The sequence below is a fragment of the Mucilaginibacter sp. P4_A11 genome (assembly GCF_056402535.1).
On record NZ_JBFUHE010000030.1, the window covers coordinates 1 to 17,248 of the forward strand.

The 17,248-nt window shown below is 42.2% G+C and carries 12 protein-coding genes, 1 rRNA gene and 1 pseudogene; 5 read left to right on the top strand and 9 right to left on the bottom strand.

Translation table 11 applies throughout. The features are described 5' to 3' along the window. A pseudogene (locus AC1DUD_RS30630) lies at nucleotides 1–166 on the bottom strand (glucosamine-6-phosphate deaminase); the annotation flags it as partial. Between the two features lie 1,299 nt (nucleotides 167–1,465). Further along, complete coding sequence (locus AC1DUD_RS30635; RefSeq protein WP_477381672.1) at nucleotides 1,466–3,901, bottom strand: Kelch repeat-containing protein; 2,436 nt, start codon at nucleotides 3,899–3,901, stop codon at nucleotides 1,466–1,468. A 600-nt stretch (nucleotides 3,902–4,501) separates the two neighbouring features. Here AC1DUD_RS30635 and AC1DUD_RS30640 point away from each other — a divergent pair. Continuing rightward, entirely contained in the window at nucleotides 4,502–7,303 is a 2,802-nt protein-coding gene (locus AC1DUD_RS30640) for an outer membrane beta-barrel family protein (protein WP_477381674.1), read from the top strand. 6 nt (nucleotides 7,304–7,309) lie between these two features. Then, a complete protein-coding gene (locus tag AC1DUD_RS30645; protein WP_477381676.1) occupies nucleotides 7,310–8,086 on the top strand; it encodes a GLPGLI family protein in 777 nt (258 codons plus the stop codon). Nucleotides 8,087–8,190: 104 nt separating this feature from the next. Here AC1DUD_RS30645 and AC1DUD_RS30650 read toward each other — a convergent pair whose 3' ends face one another. The 5 genes from AC1DUD_RS30650 to AC1DUD_RS30670 are packed head-to-tail and all read right to left on the bottom strand — an operon-like array spanning nucleotide 8,191 to nucleotide 13,551. After that, nucleotides 8,191–8,979: an SDR family oxidoreductase gene (locus AC1DUD_RS30650; protein WP_477381678.1), complete on the bottom strand. Its 789-nt coding sequence runs from the start codon at nucleotides 8,977–8,979 to the stop codon at nucleotides 8,191–8,193. 21 nt (nucleotides 8,980–9,000) lie between these two features. Next, nucleotides 9,001–10,281: an L-fucose:H+ symporter permease gene (fucP, locus tag AC1DUD_RS30655; protein WP_477381680.1), complete on the bottom strand. Its 1,281-nt coding sequence runs from the start codon at nucleotides 10,279–10,281 to the stop codon at nucleotides 9,001–9,003. A 32-nt stretch (nucleotides 10,282–10,313) separates the two neighbouring features. Continuing rightward, on the bottom strand, nucleotides 10,314–11,519 hold the full coding sequence (locus AC1DUD_RS30660) for a DUF6786 family protein (protein WP_477381682.1): 1,206 nt from the start codon (nucleotides 11,517–11,519) through the stop codon (nucleotides 10,314–10,316). An 8-nt stretch (nucleotides 11,520–11,527) separates the two neighbouring features. Next, nucleotides 11,528–12,379 carry a fumarylacetoacetate hydrolase family protein gene (locus AC1DUD_RS30665; protein ID WP_477381684.1) on the bottom strand — a complete coding sequence of 284 codons (852 nt, stop codon included), beginning with the start codon at nucleotides 12,377–12,379 and terminating at the stop codon, nucleotides 11,528–11,530. Continuing rightward, nucleotides 12,379–13,551 (bottom strand): glycoside hydrolase family 172 protein, encoded by a 1,173-nt coding sequence (locus AC1DUD_RS30670; protein ID WP_477381686.1) that lies wholly within the window; start codon nucleotides 13,549–13,551, stop codon nucleotides 12,379–12,381. Before AC1DUD_RS30670 ends, AC1DUD_RS30665 begins: the two co-directional genes overlap by 1 nt. A gap of 284 nt (nucleotides 13,552–13,835) precedes the next feature. Here AC1DUD_RS30670 and AC1DUD_RS30675 point away from each other — a divergent pair, with 284 nt between their 5' ends. The 3 genes from AC1DUD_RS30675 (at nucleotide 13,836) to AC1DUD_RS30685 (ending at nucleotide 15,655) form a co-directional block, all read left to right on the top strand. After that, complete coding sequence (locus tag AC1DUD_RS30675) at nucleotides 13,836–14,420, top strand: Crp/Fnr family transcriptional regulator (protein ID WP_477381688.1); 585 nt, start codon at nucleotides 13,836–13,838, stop codon at nucleotides 14,418–14,420. Between the two features lie 211 nt (nucleotides 14,421–14,631). Next, nucleotides 14,632–15,348, top strand: coding sequence for a pirin family protein (locus AC1DUD_RS30680; RefSeq protein ID WP_477381690.1), 717 nt, complete (start codon nucleotides 14,632–14,634; stop codon nucleotides 15,346–15,348). Nucleotides 15,349–15,352: 4 nt separating this feature from the next. Continuing rightward, nucleotides 15,353–15,655 (top strand): hypothetical protein, encoded by a 303-nt coding sequence (locus AC1DUD_RS30685; protein ID WP_477381692.1) that lies wholly within the window; start codon nucleotides 15,353–15,355, stop codon nucleotides 15,653–15,655. A 191-nt stretch (nucleotides 15,656–15,846) separates the two neighbouring features. Here AC1DUD_RS30685 and AC1DUD_RS30690 read toward each other — a convergent pair whose 3' ends face one another. After that, nucleotides 15,847–16,125, bottom strand: a complete 279-nt coding sequence (locus AC1DUD_RS30690) for a hypothetical protein (RefSeq protein ID WP_477381694.1) — start codon at nucleotides 16,123–16,125, stop codon at nucleotides 15,847–15,849. A 944-nt stretch (nucleotides 16,126–17,069) separates the two neighbouring features. After that, nucleotides 17,070–17,181, bottom strand: a 5S ribosomal RNA gene (rrf, locus tag AC1DUD_RS30695). Nucleotides 17,182–17,248 lie beyond the last annotated feature (67 nt).

Below are 17,248 nucleotides of genomic sequence, written 5' to 3' on the forward strand. Positions count from 1 at the left end.
CCCCTGTAGCGAGGCCCAATACCGCTTTTTCGCCTTTGGCTTGTTTTGCGCGGATCAGATCTGCTATCCGGTTCGCCACCGCCACCGAGGCTTCGTGCTGGTTGCTGTATACGCTTACTGGTAACTTCTCGTAACGCGTCTCTTCCAATAAATTTAATCGTGCCATAATTTGTTCAGAACCTATGTGTTATATGTTAAAGTTTAAAAAAGTCGTTATACAAAAAACCCCCGCCTGGGCGAGGATTTTTATCAAACCAATTAACAAAAAAGTTTATCCTCACCGACATGAGGGTAAAGTAAAGTGCGTATAATAATAAGCTGTGCATTATCAACACAAACTTAATAAAACATAATCTGAATTAAAAGAACTTTTTAAATTTTTTTAATAAGTATTTTATCCCGTAAAGTATGATTTAACGGTTGTTTAGGTTAAAATTTGCACTTCTATCTATGGTTGCAGGTTGAAACGCCGTGGAATTGTGAAAGTCGAAGGAAATTGATTCAATAAAGTTTTACAGTTTAGAGTAAGGTTTATTTTATATACAAATAATTGATTGACAAGTAGCTGATTGTAAATGCCTGCAATCAAAGCTTATAATGATGTGATTTTAAATTGTTGATTATTAAGTATACTTTCTGATCGATTTATAAATATGTGCGTTGCCTGCGGCCCGTGCTATCCGCTCATACTTATCCGCTCATACTGCACAGGCATTATCCGTTGGCTAACGGACGGTATCCGCTATTATCATTAACGCGGCCCCTGAACACCACCGCTAAAATATATTTCTACGTCATCACGGCTTTTTTCAGAATTTCCCCGGTGGTTACTCACAAAGAAAAACCTTTGCGTCTTCGCGCCTCTGCGAGAAAATAATTCGCAAAGGGCAATTTCAAACAACCCATTAGGAGGGCCTGTCAGTCTGAGTCTTTAAATCCAGGGCCTTTGAAGGTGAAATGACATTAACTCCTATTGTCATCCTGAGGAACGAAGGATCCTCTTCGCCCTGTATAGCGACTCTGCATATTGAAGAAGATTCTTCGCTATCGCTCAGAATGACAACCGCTTTTTAAATATGTCACGGGTAGCCTTTCGAAGACTCGTACGGCGAGGCCCACCCGCGATGCTTCGACGGGCTAAGTATGCCCCCCCTTTTATGTTGTTATGAATAATATTAAAAATTCTTCAAAAAGGCAAAAGAGCTCCTGATGGGCAGGAATACTCTTTTTGCTAACCAATTATAAAACATAAATCATGAGAAGAGAAGAGATGCAGGGGTGGAATCGAACCATCCGTTTGCTGCCGGCCAGCACCTGCCATTTAGTTTAAAATGAACCCCATTTACAAACTAATCTGTTGCAAATATATAAATATTCTATTAAATCTATATATTTAGTAGAATATATTCATAAAACATTCATTTTACTCAAAAACATATTAATTAACAGGCATTTAAATTTATGCTCAGCGCTGGTCGGCCTTGTTAGAACAGATCTTTTCGAAAGGAACGGGATACACTTCGCCTAATGATTTCTCATATTCGGCACTAAACTCCTCGTAAATTTTCCGGGCATGTTCAATGCCTTTGGTACGGCGCAAAGCCTTAAGTTTAAATTTGATCCCGATATCGTTGAAAGGATCGATACTCAGTACAATGCGGGAAATCTCCAGTGCCTTTTTATAATCAAAGGCATCATAAACCTTTTTTATCACCGGCAAAATAACAGGCATCAGCGCTTCCTCATATTCCTGCTTAAAATCATCAAGCCAAATTTCAGGGATATGCTGCAACAGTCCGCCACGGGCCACCAGGTCAAAATGATTGAATATAGCCGGTTCACTGCCGTTGATTTGCTTTAGGGAATCCCTCACTACAAAGTAATCGCAATAAAAACCTTCGGTAATGATGAAACTGTAGGTGTCATTCAAAAAGGCAAGCTCCAGTCCCTCGATATCCGAAAGGATATTACGCAGGTGATTGATGGTTACTCCCCGGATATTTTTGGTTTTAACCACATCCTTATCGGGCCACAACGTAGTAGAGATCTTTTTAGATACTACCCCATTTTTTTCACGGCTATTTAATAGTATAAGAATGAACAGCTGCTTGATCTTAGGGCTGAAAAGGTAAGTAATGTCCCGCTTATTTTTATCATAAACAGCAAACTCGCCTAACAGGTAAACAGCGTTGGCCTTGTTGCCAGCCTCCGTTTTCTCTGTCTCTTCGATAATCGTTTCTTCGTTTTCAACTGGTATTGGCTCCTCCTCATCTTTCTTTCGCCTGAGGAAAAATACCACAATACCACATAGCAACACTAATGCTGACGCTCCCCCTAATATCCTGTATAATGTAAACGATCTTTTTGGGGGTTCATGGGCTGCCATATAAGCCTCCTGGCTTACAGGTGGGGCGGTAAGTGCAAAGATTTTTATGGTAGATCGCGAGGGAGTTTCAAATTCCTGGGTAGTACAGTAAAACACGTCCTGCTTAGCATTGTAAAACAGGTTATGATCTGTTTCTATGCGTTCAGAGACTACAGGGATGGTACCGCTTACTACCTGGTATGAACCATCTTTTATTGAAAATTTATACAGGCGTAAGCTCGTTTTAGGGCGTTCATGCGGATAGCATAACACGTAGAAGAACTGCTTATCTTTTGAAACGATGAGATTATTAGCCGGCACAAATGCTTCTTCGTCCGGTTTGATCTCCCAAAGTTTTTTAATGGTGTGATTGCCGAGGTTAACCCGGTACAAGTCATAATAGTGAATCCCACCTACTACCTGGTTGCCCGACTGGTTGCCGTAACCGCCAAAAATGTAAACATCGTTGTTTTGATCAGCAGTACTTGCTGCCGAAAAAAACCGGGGATTGATCCTATCGCCGGTAAAGCTTTGCTGTTGCCAGCTATCGGTGGCTTTATCGTATTTAAAAAAGTTATTATAGTATTTAAAAGAGCCGTACCCACCAAACAGGTAAAAGTTATTAAAATCCTTATCGTAAAAAATATTGTGGTGATGCCTTTGCTCCGTTATGGTCGACTTGCCATAAAAATCCCAGGTGAGGCTGTCGAGGTTAAAAGAAGCAATACTTGGGGCAGGCTGCGGGGCCCTGAGCACTTCATATAAATAGCATTTATTCTCCTTAAGGTTTACAATGCTTTTGCCCAGGTGCAAAGGCACGGCCAGTTTACTTTTGAATGCCTTTGCCCCTGTTGCATCATTCCCGGCATCATAAAATATCAGGGAATCACTTTTGAAGATAAAGAACTGTTCACTTTTTTCATTAAAGTTGATTCCCGCAACTTCATTAAAAGTGTGCATGAACTTTTGCTTCCAAAAATATGATTCGTTGATAAGCCATGCCGGGTTATCAACATGCCCAAGGTTATCACCACCATTGGTTGAAACATCGTTGCCGGTCCATTCACTAAGCGGGAAGGTATAGATTTTATCATCGTTACTAACAACCAGATTTTTGATGGCCATGTTGGGCACATCCGAATAATGTTCGTTTTTTCCAAAGGTGATCTTTGCGGTTATTTTGCCGTTAAAACCTAATCCTGTTGCCCGATACCATTTTCCATTTACAGAGATGCCTGCTTTATCGCCTTTAAGATCAAGGTCAACGATCACCTTAAACCATTTACGTCGCTTCAGCAGAGCGCCAGGAAGAGGAATGCTGAGCTTATTGCTCCTGCTGTCGATATTAAAATTGAGGAACGAACCCTGGTTGTAAATAGCACTCAAACTATATGAATTGCCTTGATCGTCGGTTAAGTTCAGAATATAACCCAGATGCTGGTTGTCCCACAGCGATAGGTCAAAACCAATAACCAGGCGATCATGAAAGGTTGGCAAATCCTTTTTAAAAACCTCGTACGAGGTGCGCTTGCTCATCAAGCTATCGTTTGAACCGAACTGCAACCCCTGACCTCTGCTTTTGATTGCAGACAGAATAATCATAAAAAGCAATATAATCTTATATGCTATTTTTGAAAGCATTAAAACATTACTTTTTTTCGCCATTTAAAATACATGTTTAAACTCGCTGACCGGACAGCGCTACAGGTTAGAATAATGTGCTAAAATATGCATTTTTTCGGGTATCAAACGAGGAAGATTTCCATCATTTCGGCAACGATTTGTTGCTGTTATATCTATTTTACTAAATATCTTGGCGTTAATTGATCAAGCGTATTTTTTTACACAAGCGCATTAAAGTTTCCGAGGCGAAAGGCCTCAAAGCTCGATTCGATTGAGACGTTGAGGTATAAATAAATTGACATAAAAGAAGCTGCCATCGCTGGCCTTTTTCCGGTGGCAGCTATCGCCGGCCTCCGGCCGGTCTGCGCCATGCTATCGTCCCGATATTTTAACACATTGAACCGCGACCAAATGTTAAATTTTGGCGATGAAATGTTAAATCTACAGTATAAAGTGTTAAATGCCTTGCACAACTAACTATTTAGTTATATTTTGGCTTTCATAATCGACCTTATGAAAATCACAATTATTGGACTGCTACTATTTTTTGTGGGCGCAACAAACTTATCAGCGCAAACCAATTACAGCATTAAAGGCACGTTAGCCGATACCGTTGCCAATTCCAAATTAGCAAACGCCAGTATCAGCGTTATTACCGCTAAAGATTCCATTCTTCAAAAATTCACCCGCGTTAAAGAAGATGGCACATTTACCATTAACAATTTAAGTAGGGGTAAATTTATAGTACTCGCAACCTACCCTGGTTATGCCGACTTTGTAGAACGTTTTACATTAGATTCGGTGCATACCACGCACGATTTTGGCCGGATCAGCATGTTACTTAAAGAAAGGCTTTTACAGGAAGTTATTGTAAAAGGTAAAGCTGCTGCCATCAAAATTAAAGGCGATACTACCGAATTTAACCCGGCAGCCTACAATATCCAACCCAACTCAAAAGTGGAAGACCTGCTGAAACAACTTCCGGGGATTGAAGTGGATAAAGACGGCAAGATAACAGCACAAGGCCAGACAGTAAAAAAAGTACTGGTTGATGGTGAAGAGTTTTTTGGCGATGACCCAACCCTCGTTACCAAAAACCTGCGTGCCGATATGGTGGATAAAGTTCAGCTATACGATAAGAAGAGCGATCAGGCAGCCTTTACAGGTATTGATGACGGCGTGAAGGATAAAACCATTAACATTAAACTTAAAGAAGATAAAAAGAACGGCTACTTTGGCAAGCTTGACGGCGGTATAGGTACCGATGGCTATTACCAGGGCCAGGCCTTATTTAACCGCTTTCAGGGCAAACAAAAGTTTTCGGTTTATGGTACAATAGGAAATAACGGCAAAACTGGCTTGGGTTGGGAAGATAGTAACAAATACGGAGGTGGCAATGGTATGGAAATGAGCGACGACGGCGGTTTTTACTTCTTTAGCGGAGGTGGCGATGATCTTGATAGTTTTAGTGGTCGCTATGATGGCGAAGGTAAACCGATAGCACGTACAGGTGGAGTTCATTACGATACTAAATGGAATGGCGATAAGGAATCATTAAACGCCAATTATAAAATAGGTTCGCTTACTGTTGATGGTACCAAAAACATCCAGCAACTAAATAACTTTCCGGGGAATGTTACAACTGTTAATACCGATCAGACAAATCACAATTACTTATTTCGACAAAAGCTCGACTTGAATTACCAGGTAAAGATAGACTCGATGCAGAACCTGAAAGTTACCGCCGATGGAACTTTACGACACAGCGATACCAAAAGCTCGTTCCAAACACAAAACCGTCTTTTAAATGGAAATCTTACCAATACCAACAATCAGGACAATAGCGCCAACGTTGATGGCAAGGTATTTAATGCCAGCGCCTTTTATACCAAAAAATTTAAAAAGAAAAGCCGCACATTATCGGTAAACTTTAAAACCAGCCTCAACCAAAGCGATTCGAAAGGCTTTCTGAAATCCACTCTTGGTTATTACGATTCGGGTAAGTTTTCAAGGGATAGTACTACAGATCAATACAAGGCTAATAAAATCCAAAGTACCAATATTAATACCAACATAACTTATACCGAGCCCCTGGCTAAGGATTTTACGTTGGCATTAAGTTATGCCATATCTGTAAACAACGCCACTAACGATAGGCGCAGCTTTAACAAACCAACCAGTACGGCTACCGCTTACTCGGTTTTAGATAGTATTTATAGCAGCGATTATAAACTGAACCAATTATCAAACCAGGGTGGAGCAGTTTTTAACATTCAGAAACAAAAATTCACATTCAACTTTGGTACCAAGATAGCAGGCGTTAAGTTTAAGCAGATTGATGAATTTAGCAGTATGCCTGATTTAACGCGTAATTTTACCAACTGGTATCCTCAGGCCAGCTTCCAGTATAAGTTTACCAAGCAATCAAGCATCCGCTTAAGCTATAATGGTAATACTTCGCAACCCAGTATCGATCAGATCCAACCCGTTCGTATCAATAATGATAGGTTGAACATACAAACAGGTAACGCAGACTTGAAGCCGTCTTTCACCAATCGTTATAACATTAGCTATAACTCATACAAAGTTATCAGCAATCAATATATCTGGATCAGCGGTTCGTATTCAACAACCAGCAATCCTATTGTAACCAATGCCGTACGGGATACCTCCGGTATTATTACTTATAAGCCATCAAATTTAAAAAACCACTCAACCAGTACTTTTTGGGCCAATAGTTATTTTGAAAGAAAAATACCTGGAATAGATATTAACGCAGGCTTCGAGCTATCGGCTAATGGTAGTGGTTATTATAACTTTCAGAACGATACGCTTAACAAAACCAAATCCTATAACTACTCGGGAAGTATCCGGCTTTCTAAATATAAAGAGAAAAAATACGATGCCTGGATTTCTGCAGGTCCTACATATACCATCAATTCGTCATCATTAAATGCCACGCTGAATAACAACGGACGTGGGTTTAATGCCAACGGAGGTTTTAACATTTATCTTCCCGGAAAATTCCAGATTGGGTCGGATGGCAACTATACTTATAACGCCCCAACAAAATCTTTTCCGGATCAGGATTTTAGGCGCTTCCTGCTAAATGCCAATATCGCGCGCACATTTTTTAAAGATGCGCTAAAAGCTTCCATTTCGGGCAATGACCTGTTAAATCAAAATACCGGCTATAACCGTACCGGTGCATCAAACATAATTACCCAAGAACGTTATACCACTATCAGAAGATATTTTATGTTTTCATTAACCTGGGATTTTAACAAAGTTGGAGGCGGTGCACCTAAAAAATAACCTATCATGAAAAAGATTTTAACCATAACATCCATACTGATACTCAGCGCAAACCTTTTACTGGCGCAGGGTAATAAGCACTTTACATTTCACGGCACCATTGAGTACGATAAAACTTCAAATATGTGGGCGCTGCTGCAAAAGCTGATCAATAAGGATAATGAAACCTGGTATCAGCCTATGTATGATCAGTACAAAAAAAACAAGCCACAGTTTAAGGTTTTGAAAAGCGCATTAAAATTTGGCAATAACCAAACATTATTTACGCCTATTGAACCTGAAAGCCCTACAGGTAACTATTGGGAAGATCAGCCTATGGCGGCACAGAACAATACGATATTTACCGATTTTAATGCTGGCATAAGCACCAGCCAGAAGACAGTATTTGAAGAAACTTTTTTAGTTAAGGATACCACGCGCCATATTAAATGGAAACTAACCGGCGAAACACGCGATATAGCAGGTTATACCTGCCGCAGGGCAAACGGCCTCATCCTTGATTCAATTTATGTGGTAGCTTTTTACACCGATGAGATCCCGGTTTCCGGCGGTCCGGAATCATTTAATGGCTTGCCGGGCATGATATTAGGAGTGGCCCTGCCGCATGAAAATGTAACGTGGTTTGCCACCAAAGTAACTGAACAGCCTGTAGATGAAAAGTCGATTACAGCACCTAAAAAAGGCAAAGCAGCTACCAATAAAGGCTTTATCACCGTACTGCAAAATGCAATGAAAAATTGGGGCACAGAAGGGAAGGAGAATATGAAGGGGTTTTCGTTGTAGCCAACGGAATACTAAGACTTACGAAGTTTTTGAAACTTCGTAAGTCTGATTCAAATCATATCCCGGCGTCCGTGTCCTCAAGGGCGCTTTTTTTATGGGTTCGCTTACGCGTTTGCCAGCGCCCTGTCCAAATGCACATAACCACCATCAACATAAATTAACTGACCGGTGGTATGGCTTGATAAAGGCGACAATAAAAACGCTACGGTGTTGGCGATTTCCTCGGATGTGGTCATGCGGTTGCCCAACGGAATTTTCGCTTCAATCTCTTTCAGTTTTGCTTCAGGATCGGGCAGGGTTTTGATCCAGTTGGCGTAAAGTGGCGTCCAGCATTCAGCTACTACCAGCGCATTTACACGGATACCATATTTCAGCAATTCAACTGCCCATTCGCGGGTAAGCGCGTTACGTCCGCCGTTTGATGCCGCGTAACCTGAAGTATGCCCCTGGCCGGTATCGGCTGTTTTTGAGGTAATGTTGAGGATAGCACCTTTTGATTTTTTTAGTTCGGGCAAGGTATGGTGGGCCATCAGGTAGTAATGTACCATATTTTTATGCAGGGAAGCAATGAAGCCTTCGTAATCGCCGCTTTCCAAACCAACGCCATCGTTTACACCGGCGTTGTTCACTAATCCGTCTATGCGGCCCAGTTTAGCTACTACTTCACTCACCGCATTTTCGCTTGCTTTGGGATCGGTAAGTTCGGCCACCACTTGGTACGCTTTATGGCCTGCTGCTTCAACAGCCTGAACCACTTTCAGATTATCTGCCTCACTCCTGCCTACAATAACCGGGATAGCGCCTTCAGCAGCTAACACTTTCACTATGCCCTCGCCTATGCCTTTGGCCCCGCCGGTAACTATAATTACCTTATCTGTAAGTTGTAAATTCATTTTTTTAGTATGATAGATATATTAATGAGAACCCGATATAGCGAGTTTTTTAACTTTATGATTATTAATGGCAAATATCAAAATGCCCAGGAAACAAAATCCCGGTACAACGTAAGCCCATTGAATGCTATGTGTAGCATCGGATACCCTGCCCATAATCACTGGGAATATAGCCCCACCCACAATACCCATAATCACCAGTGATGACCCCAACTTGGTTTTAGCGCCAAGGCCGCGGATACTTAATGAAAATATGGTGGGGAACATGATGGACATGAAGAACCAGGTACACATCAAAGCGTAAACAGCTACTTCGCCATGCAAAGTAACTGCCATTGCTATCAGGAATATATTGATGATAGCATAGGTGATAAGCAGTTTTACCGGATTAAAATAACGCATTAGCAAAGTACCTATAAACCTACCCGCCATAAAACCGGCCGAAGCTATGGTAAGATAATAAGAAGCTGGCTTTTCGGCAAAACCGGCAACTTTTTCGGAATAGCGAATAAAGAAACTGCTTACACCAGCCTGCGCACCTACGTACAAAAACTCGGCGAAAATACCAGCCCTCAGGCTTTTAATTTTCAAAAGCTCGGCTATACGGGTACCTAATGGCCTATTGTCATTCATAGCATCTTCACCTGTTTCTTCAACAATAGGTGGAAAATGCGTGCGGTAAATTAAAAACGCTACAATAAGCACTGCTATACCAATTACTATAAATGGTAATTGTACAGATGAGGCCTCGTGGTTAAGATATTCGTTCAATTGATCAGGAGACATTTTGCTCGATTCTGCATCAGTTAAAACTTTTCCCGATAAGATGTACTTACCGCCAATAAGTGGTGCCAGTGTTGCTGCCAGACCGTTAAATGATTGAGAGAAATTGATCCTCCTTTCAGCCCCTGCCGGATCGCCTAATACAGTGATATAAGGATTAGCAGCGGTTTCCAAAAACGCAGCTCCCGAGAACACGATGAACAGTGCAGCTAAAAAGAACGAATAATTACGTACAGCTGCAGCCGGGAAAAACAGGAATGCACCTGTAGAAAAAAGTATCAAACCTAAAATGATCCCTCCCTTGTAGCCATATTTTTTCATGAACTGCGCAGCCGGAATAGGCAATATGAAATAGGCTATATATGAAGCCGAATCAATCAATGATGATTGAAGGTCATTAAGCTGGCAAGCTTTTTTTAAGTGCGGAATTAATATCGGGTTAAGATTGAGTGCAAATCCCCAGATAAAGAACAGGGAAGTAATTAATGCTACTGCGAACAGGGCGTTGTTTTTTGACATTAGTGTTTATGGTTGATTATATATTTGATCTGTTATTTAAATGTTGCTGAAATATCATCAAGGGAGATTCCCAGCGTTTTTAATGCAATTTTATTTAATGCGGCTTTATTACCTGTAAAGTGAAATACGCTATGTTTATGCGTAAGCTTTTCGCCGGGTTTCAGGAACGCGGCTGGCGATACGCTTTCTATCTCATAAAAAGGCCCCATCTGTTTACCGTCGGCCAGCGGGCCATCGTTATAAGCATTTACCGCATCACCGCTATAAGGTGCTGTATCTGTTTTCCATTCCTGGTTTAAGTAGGATGCCGCGCTATCTACATCAAAAACAGTTATGGTTAAAACCTCGTTTTCGGCATCATAGCTACCGGCCATATTTTTTGCACGGTTGGGCGGGATACCGAGTTTACCCCGGCTTTTGCCATCAGCTTTGAATAATAGGATCCCATTTTTATAGGTGATTCTATCTTTGGAGATCTCGCCAAAATAATTGGTGGTAGCCACTTTACCTGTTGTATTTTCATTGTATGGTACTACAATCACCACTTTTGGCGACGGGGTAAACATATCTAAATTCCATAAGCAAGGTGCGCCTGTAGCTTTATCCCAGGCTTTATCACCGGCATTAATAATTGTATTTACTGTATTGAAGCCTACTGATTTTATGGTGCTGTCAGCATCAATCCCAAGTGTCTTTCTTATTGCTTCCGGCTCTATGATTTCTATATCGCGCTCCAGCTTAATCGATAAATCGGTACCAGCATAATTTTGCAGGTGCGTGCTTTTGCTCATGGATACCTTTTTATCTGAAGATGAAACCAGCTCCCAGCTTTCGTTATCAACAGCGGCAGGTGTATGCCAGTTGGCAAACTCCATTTTGGTACCGGGTTTAAAGAACAGCGAAAACTGCCCGCCTTCCGGCCCAAGCCACAGGCGGTCTTCACCCCCAAAGGCGTTCATATGCGGATCGGACTGTTTCAGATCGAATGTTTCATATTTGATCCAGCCGAAGCTTTTGCCGTTTAAACCATCAGCCGTTGAAGTAAAAACCTTGGCCTGGTATTTAGGCGATACGATAACCTGGCCTAAGCCGCTATTATCTTTTAAAACGATAACACTATCCTTTGCTTTTAAAAAATCAAGATCATGGCCAAAAGTTCCTTTCATAGGTGGTACATACATAGTACACGAGCCCAAACCCGCAAGCAGCAAAACTAATGACTTTTTTAAAAGCTGCATGCTGCCGGTTATTTATGTTTAGGGTTTAGGCCAATCACATTCACCATAGTGCCGATATGATCAATGCTGATCTCAACTACATCGCCGGCTTGCAGTGTAAAGCTTGGCGGTGGTATCAGGCAGGTACCCGTCATTAAAAAGCATCCGTTAGGGAAATCGCATTCACTATATAAGTAGCCGGTCAACTCGGTAAAGGAGCGTTTAATGCGGGATACGGTTGTTTCATCTTCAAAAACCAGTTCACCCGCGCGCTTAATGTTCATACTGATCACCGTTTCGCCGGGAATTGGCGATGAAGTAACATAAAGGCAAGGCCCAAGCGCTGCGCTCTTTTCATATACTTTGGCCTGTGGCAGGTACAGCGCATTTTCGCCTTCAATACTGCGCGAACTCATATCATTACCAATAGTGTAGCCCTGGATATTTCCCGCTGTATTAATAAACAAGGTAAGTTCTGGTTCGGGCACGTTCCATTCCGAATCTTTGCGGATGTAAACCTCGCCATTGTGACCGGAAACACGATGAGCAAGCGCCTTGAAAAAAAGTTCTGGGCGCGGCGCGTCATAAACCTTATCATACAGGCTCGCACCAGTCTCCGACTCTTCCATGCGGGCATCGCGGCTACGTAAATAAGTAACACCTGCAGCCCATACCTCTTGGGTACCTATCGGTGGTAATATTTTGCCGTTTAAGTGTTCAGCTTCCACGTCGGCACTTAAGGCCGTGGTATCGGTAGTGATCGACTCCAAATAAGCGGCCAAATCATCACGATTGATTAGTTTATCCCATTCATCATCAATAATATATGATGAATTATTATGCTGCAATAAGCTGCCTTTTGCCAGTTTATATAGTTTCATCAGTTTACTTCCAGTTCGTCTTTTGAGGGAAATTTAGGGAATGCACCATGTTCGCCGGTTTGATACCAAAAAACTGTTGAAGCGATATCGTCCTGCAAGGGCATGTATCGGCCATCATGCCGCCAGCCCAAAGCTTGTATGGTAACTTTTAAACTTTTTTCAAAGCGGATAGGGTCAACAATGTGCCAGCGGTACAAGCCGAAGCGTTGTGCAATATTATAATGCCCATCACCGCGGATCACCTGCGGCAAACCGCTGTAAGGACTGCAAAACTCAGTATATTCAGTACCAGGTTGCTCCTTGCCATCGGCATCCTTGTGGTGGGTATCAAAATCATATGATCCGCAGAAATAGTCTTCAGTGCCGGTGCCGTTTATGGTGGGAAATTTGGTGTCGCCATCCATAAAAAATTTGATCTCTCCTTCGCCCCACCAGCCATTTTTGTTGGAACCATAAGCTATATACGTACCAACATATTGTCCTTTACCTTTAATACTATCCACCAAAACATAATCCTTTTTATAAGGTAGGGGGTTTACCCGGCGAAACTGTGCATGGAAATAACCTGCATCTTCGGGTACATCTGTCAAAGTATAATCAACCTGGTAATATAGTACCATATCGACATCATCTATGTTTTCCATAGTAATGCGGCATTTTTTACGGAACGGCATTGGCCAGTAACAATTGAAAGCACTGCCCGGGTTAACCGCCACGGCCAGCGACTGAACAGGTGCATATTTGCCCCATCCCATGCAAAAGAAATCGCCTACGGGTACTTCTACCGAGGGGGTAGTTTCATCATCCCAATAAAAACGAAGTATAGAATAACGCCAGTTTCCGGTAGGTGTCATCCAGATGTGCTGAATAGCACCGGAGCCATTGATTTCGGCAACAGTAAAAGTTGTATGCTTTTTGATGACAACACTTGGACTTACTTTCCAGGTCTGGCCCAGATCGCGTGAGGCATTAGCACCGGTGCCGGTTGTGGCCATTCCCCCTTTACCTTTCTCTCCAGTAAAGTTTTCAGGACTGATAGACCGTGTTTTAGCGTCGGATGTACGGTAAAGATTACCAAGCCCAACTTCGAGGCCATTAAATTTCTGTTGCGCACTAACAGACGAAGCAACAATAACCAACAGGCAGATCGTTAAAAAATAATTTTTCACCATAAAATTTATCTTTAAAATCATTTAACGCAGTAATTGGTAATGCGCTCCAGGTTTATTTGTTTATGCTTCAGGCCTTGTTTAAAAGCCATCCACAATCATATTGATAATTTTTCGCTATCCATACCGCTTTATAAGCATAACATACGCATATTTTGGCATGGCATATTTGGCAGTTGATAAAGCTAATTTAAAATTTATTAAATAAATGCCCCACACCTGTAAAAAACAGGATATATTAATTGTTCATCCCTCGGTAATGAGCCAAATAAAACACATTTTTGCATATGCCGCTCAATCTGATACTCAACAATCTCGAAAAACACATCCATTTAACCCGCGAAGAACAGGAAATTTTCACGGCCTATCTACAGCCTAAAAAAGTAAAGCGGAAGCAATTTTTGCTTACATATGGCGAGGTGTGTAAGTATTCGGCTTTTGTAACAGCTGGTTGCCTTCGGGGATACACGGTAGATAAAAGCGGTATCGAACATGTACTAAGTTTTGCACCGGCCGACTGGTGGATAGCCGACATGTACAGTCTCATTTCGCAAAAGCCGGGGATTCAGAATATCGAAGCACTGGAAGATACCGATGTGCTGCTGCTTTCAAAAGCAAACCAGGAGAAGTTGTATACGCAGATCCCTAAGTTTGAGCACTTTTTCAGAATCCTGACCGAAAACTCATTAGTAGCCAGCCAGCAAAGATTGATCGACAGCTTAAGCCTTACTGCCGAAGAGCGTTATAATAACTTTTGCAAACGCTACCCTACCCTGATCGATCATCTCCCTCAAAAACAAATTGCCTCTTACATTGGCGTAACTCCCGAGTTTTTTAGCAGGATGAAGGGGGAGATGGTGAGGAAGAGATGAGTGAATGGTTGATTGATTTGATTAGGTGAGAAGTTAAATTGCAGCGATATTGATACTCTCACTCACTTAATCAATTCAATCAACTACTTACCAATTTTTCAACCACTCTCCACTCACCCAATCAACTACTCACCAGTTTTTCTTAATCTACATCAAGTGCCACCGGCCATAGCTCCCTTAACTTTGTATTACAATTTAAAGGAAACAAGCAATGGCACAGACCGTTTTACATAAAGCTAATACCCGCGGACATGCAGACCACGGATGGCTGCACAGTTACCAATCATTTAGTTTTGCAGGTTATTATAACCCGCAACGGATGAACTTCGGTGCGTTGCGGGTATTAAATGATGATACTGTTGACCCGGGAATGGGCTTCGGCAAACATCCGCATGATAATATGGAGATTATCTCTATTCCTCTGGAAGGTGATCTGGAGCATAAAGACAGCATGAACAATGTTGCTGTTATCAAAAACGGCGATATCCAGGCCATGAGTGCCGGTACCGGAATTTTCCATAGTGAATATAATTTTGACCGTGCCAGCGAAGTGAAATTTTTGCAGATCTGGATCTACCCCAATAAACGAAATGTAGAACCCCGTTATGACCAGATCTCGTTGAATCTTGAAGACCGTCATAATAAACTACAACAGATATTATCGCCAAACCCTGATGATGCCGGCGTATGGATCCACCAGGATGCATGGTTTCATCTGGGTAAATTTGATAAGGGTGTAAATACCGAATATTCGATTAAAAAAGAAGGCAACGGTGTTTACGCATTTGCCTTAAGCGGGGAAGTAATTATCAACGGCGAAACATTAAGCAGCCGTGATGCTTTAGGCATTTGGGATACTGATAAGTTTACAATTGAAGCAGGTACAGACGCTGAGTTTTTGTTGATAGATGTACCGATGAAATTTTAAAATCATGGAAAAGACACAGATTCTGGTAATTGGCCGTCACCCCGAAATATTGGCCACGGTAGTAAGACTCGTAAATAATAACCCTGACTGGAACGCAACAGGCTGCCTCAGCGATGAGGAAGCCATTGCGACGTTCAGTAAACAAGACTTTAAAGTGGTACTGCTGGGAGGTGGTGTTGATGAAACATCGGAAAGTAAATTGAACACGCACTTCTGCACCCAAAAACCGGAGATTAAAATAGTTCAGCATTTTGGCGGAGGAAGCGGGTTGCTTAGCGCCGAAATCTTTGAAGCGTTAAGCAGTTAATTAAGTTAATGGCCGCTGCAACCGCTACACCCTGGAGCAGAGCAACGTGAACAACCACTACTGCATCCACTCCCCTGCCATTGTCGCATCCATATCCTGAATGATCAGAATTACCAAAGCTATCACCACTTATCCGCACTACAGGTTTATCGAAAATATACATCGCTTGCAAACATGCCTTTTTTCATATGTTAGATTCCTTTTGGATCAGAATGTCCCTCAACATTGATTTTACCATCTGTAATTTCCAGATCGTCAATAATCAGCTTACCAATACGCATATGGTCAAACGAGGCCTTTTTAACAGATAAACGACCAAGATAAAATGCACCAATAGCGATCGACCCTATCGCAATGCATCCCAATGCAAATGCTCCTGTAACACCAGCGCCTATTGCCTCTGCGCCTATTGCATAAGCGCCTGTCGCCTTAGCGCCCTCTATCTTTTTATTCATATCTTTTGTCCACATGATATTGTCTTTTATATTTAGTATTACTATCGTGACCGCTGTTCTTTTTTATAACAAATCCTTTGACAAAGAGTTGATAACCGAACGTTCTTTTTTTGCTAAGCTGCGGAAACACACTATCGAATATCTTAGTGTAGAATAAAGTGAATGCTTCATTAAAAACCGATAAATGATAAATGGGGGGTATGCGCTATTCCGACCATAGCTTTTACCTGCGGCCCGGCGTATGCGCTCATGCGCCTGCATGCCTTGTGTAGCTGGGCTTAACGCTTCTATCTAACGCGGGCATAGGTATAGGACACTTTCCTTTGGACTCCGAACATCAATAGCAAAAGAGGGCCCGTCAGTCTGAGTGTTTAAATCCGTCGAACGCTGAAGGTGCAATGGCATCTCCACAACGTCATTGCGAGGTACGAAGCAATCCCCGACAGGCAGGCAACGATCTTTGTTCTATGGACTTACATCGTCGCGCTCTTGGCCGCGCGGGGCCAGATACGTTTTTCGCTGTTGTTCATTTTTTTAGGTGCTCAAGAAGGCTTCGCCGTTTGTCTTGACACAAAAGTATCCAAAAAGTCAAGTCAGCAGGTAGGCTGCTTTGCGCACAAGGCCTTTGCCCTGCAAACCGGACAGAACCACGGGCTGCAATTATTTTGCCCCGCTGCGCTCCCTACGCTTCTGCAAAAACTTGCTATGCCCCTTCCCGCGCACAAGACCACCATTGTTCTGCCCGCTTTCACCCGAAGCTTACCTGCTGACGGGAACATCCTTCATTTATTATGTCATGGGTAACGATAGCCAAATCGCTCCTTCGCCTTATGAATTTGCGAGGTTAGCTGCTCTACAAGACATGCAGGGTCAGGTAGGTTTGAAAAGATCTTATAAACGCAAAAAGCCTTAGTTATTAGCTAAGGCTTTTGCATTATTACACCATCTAAGGTGATAAAGATCGGCACCGACCTACTCTCCCACGTTTTACCGCAGTACCATCGGCTCTGGCGGGCTTGACTTCTCTGTTCGGAATGGGAAGAGGTAGACACCGCCGATATAGGCACCTGAATATTTTATAGTTAGTGGTTGATTGGGTGAGTTGTGAGTGGTTCTTGTCTGGTTCATAGCTTTTAAC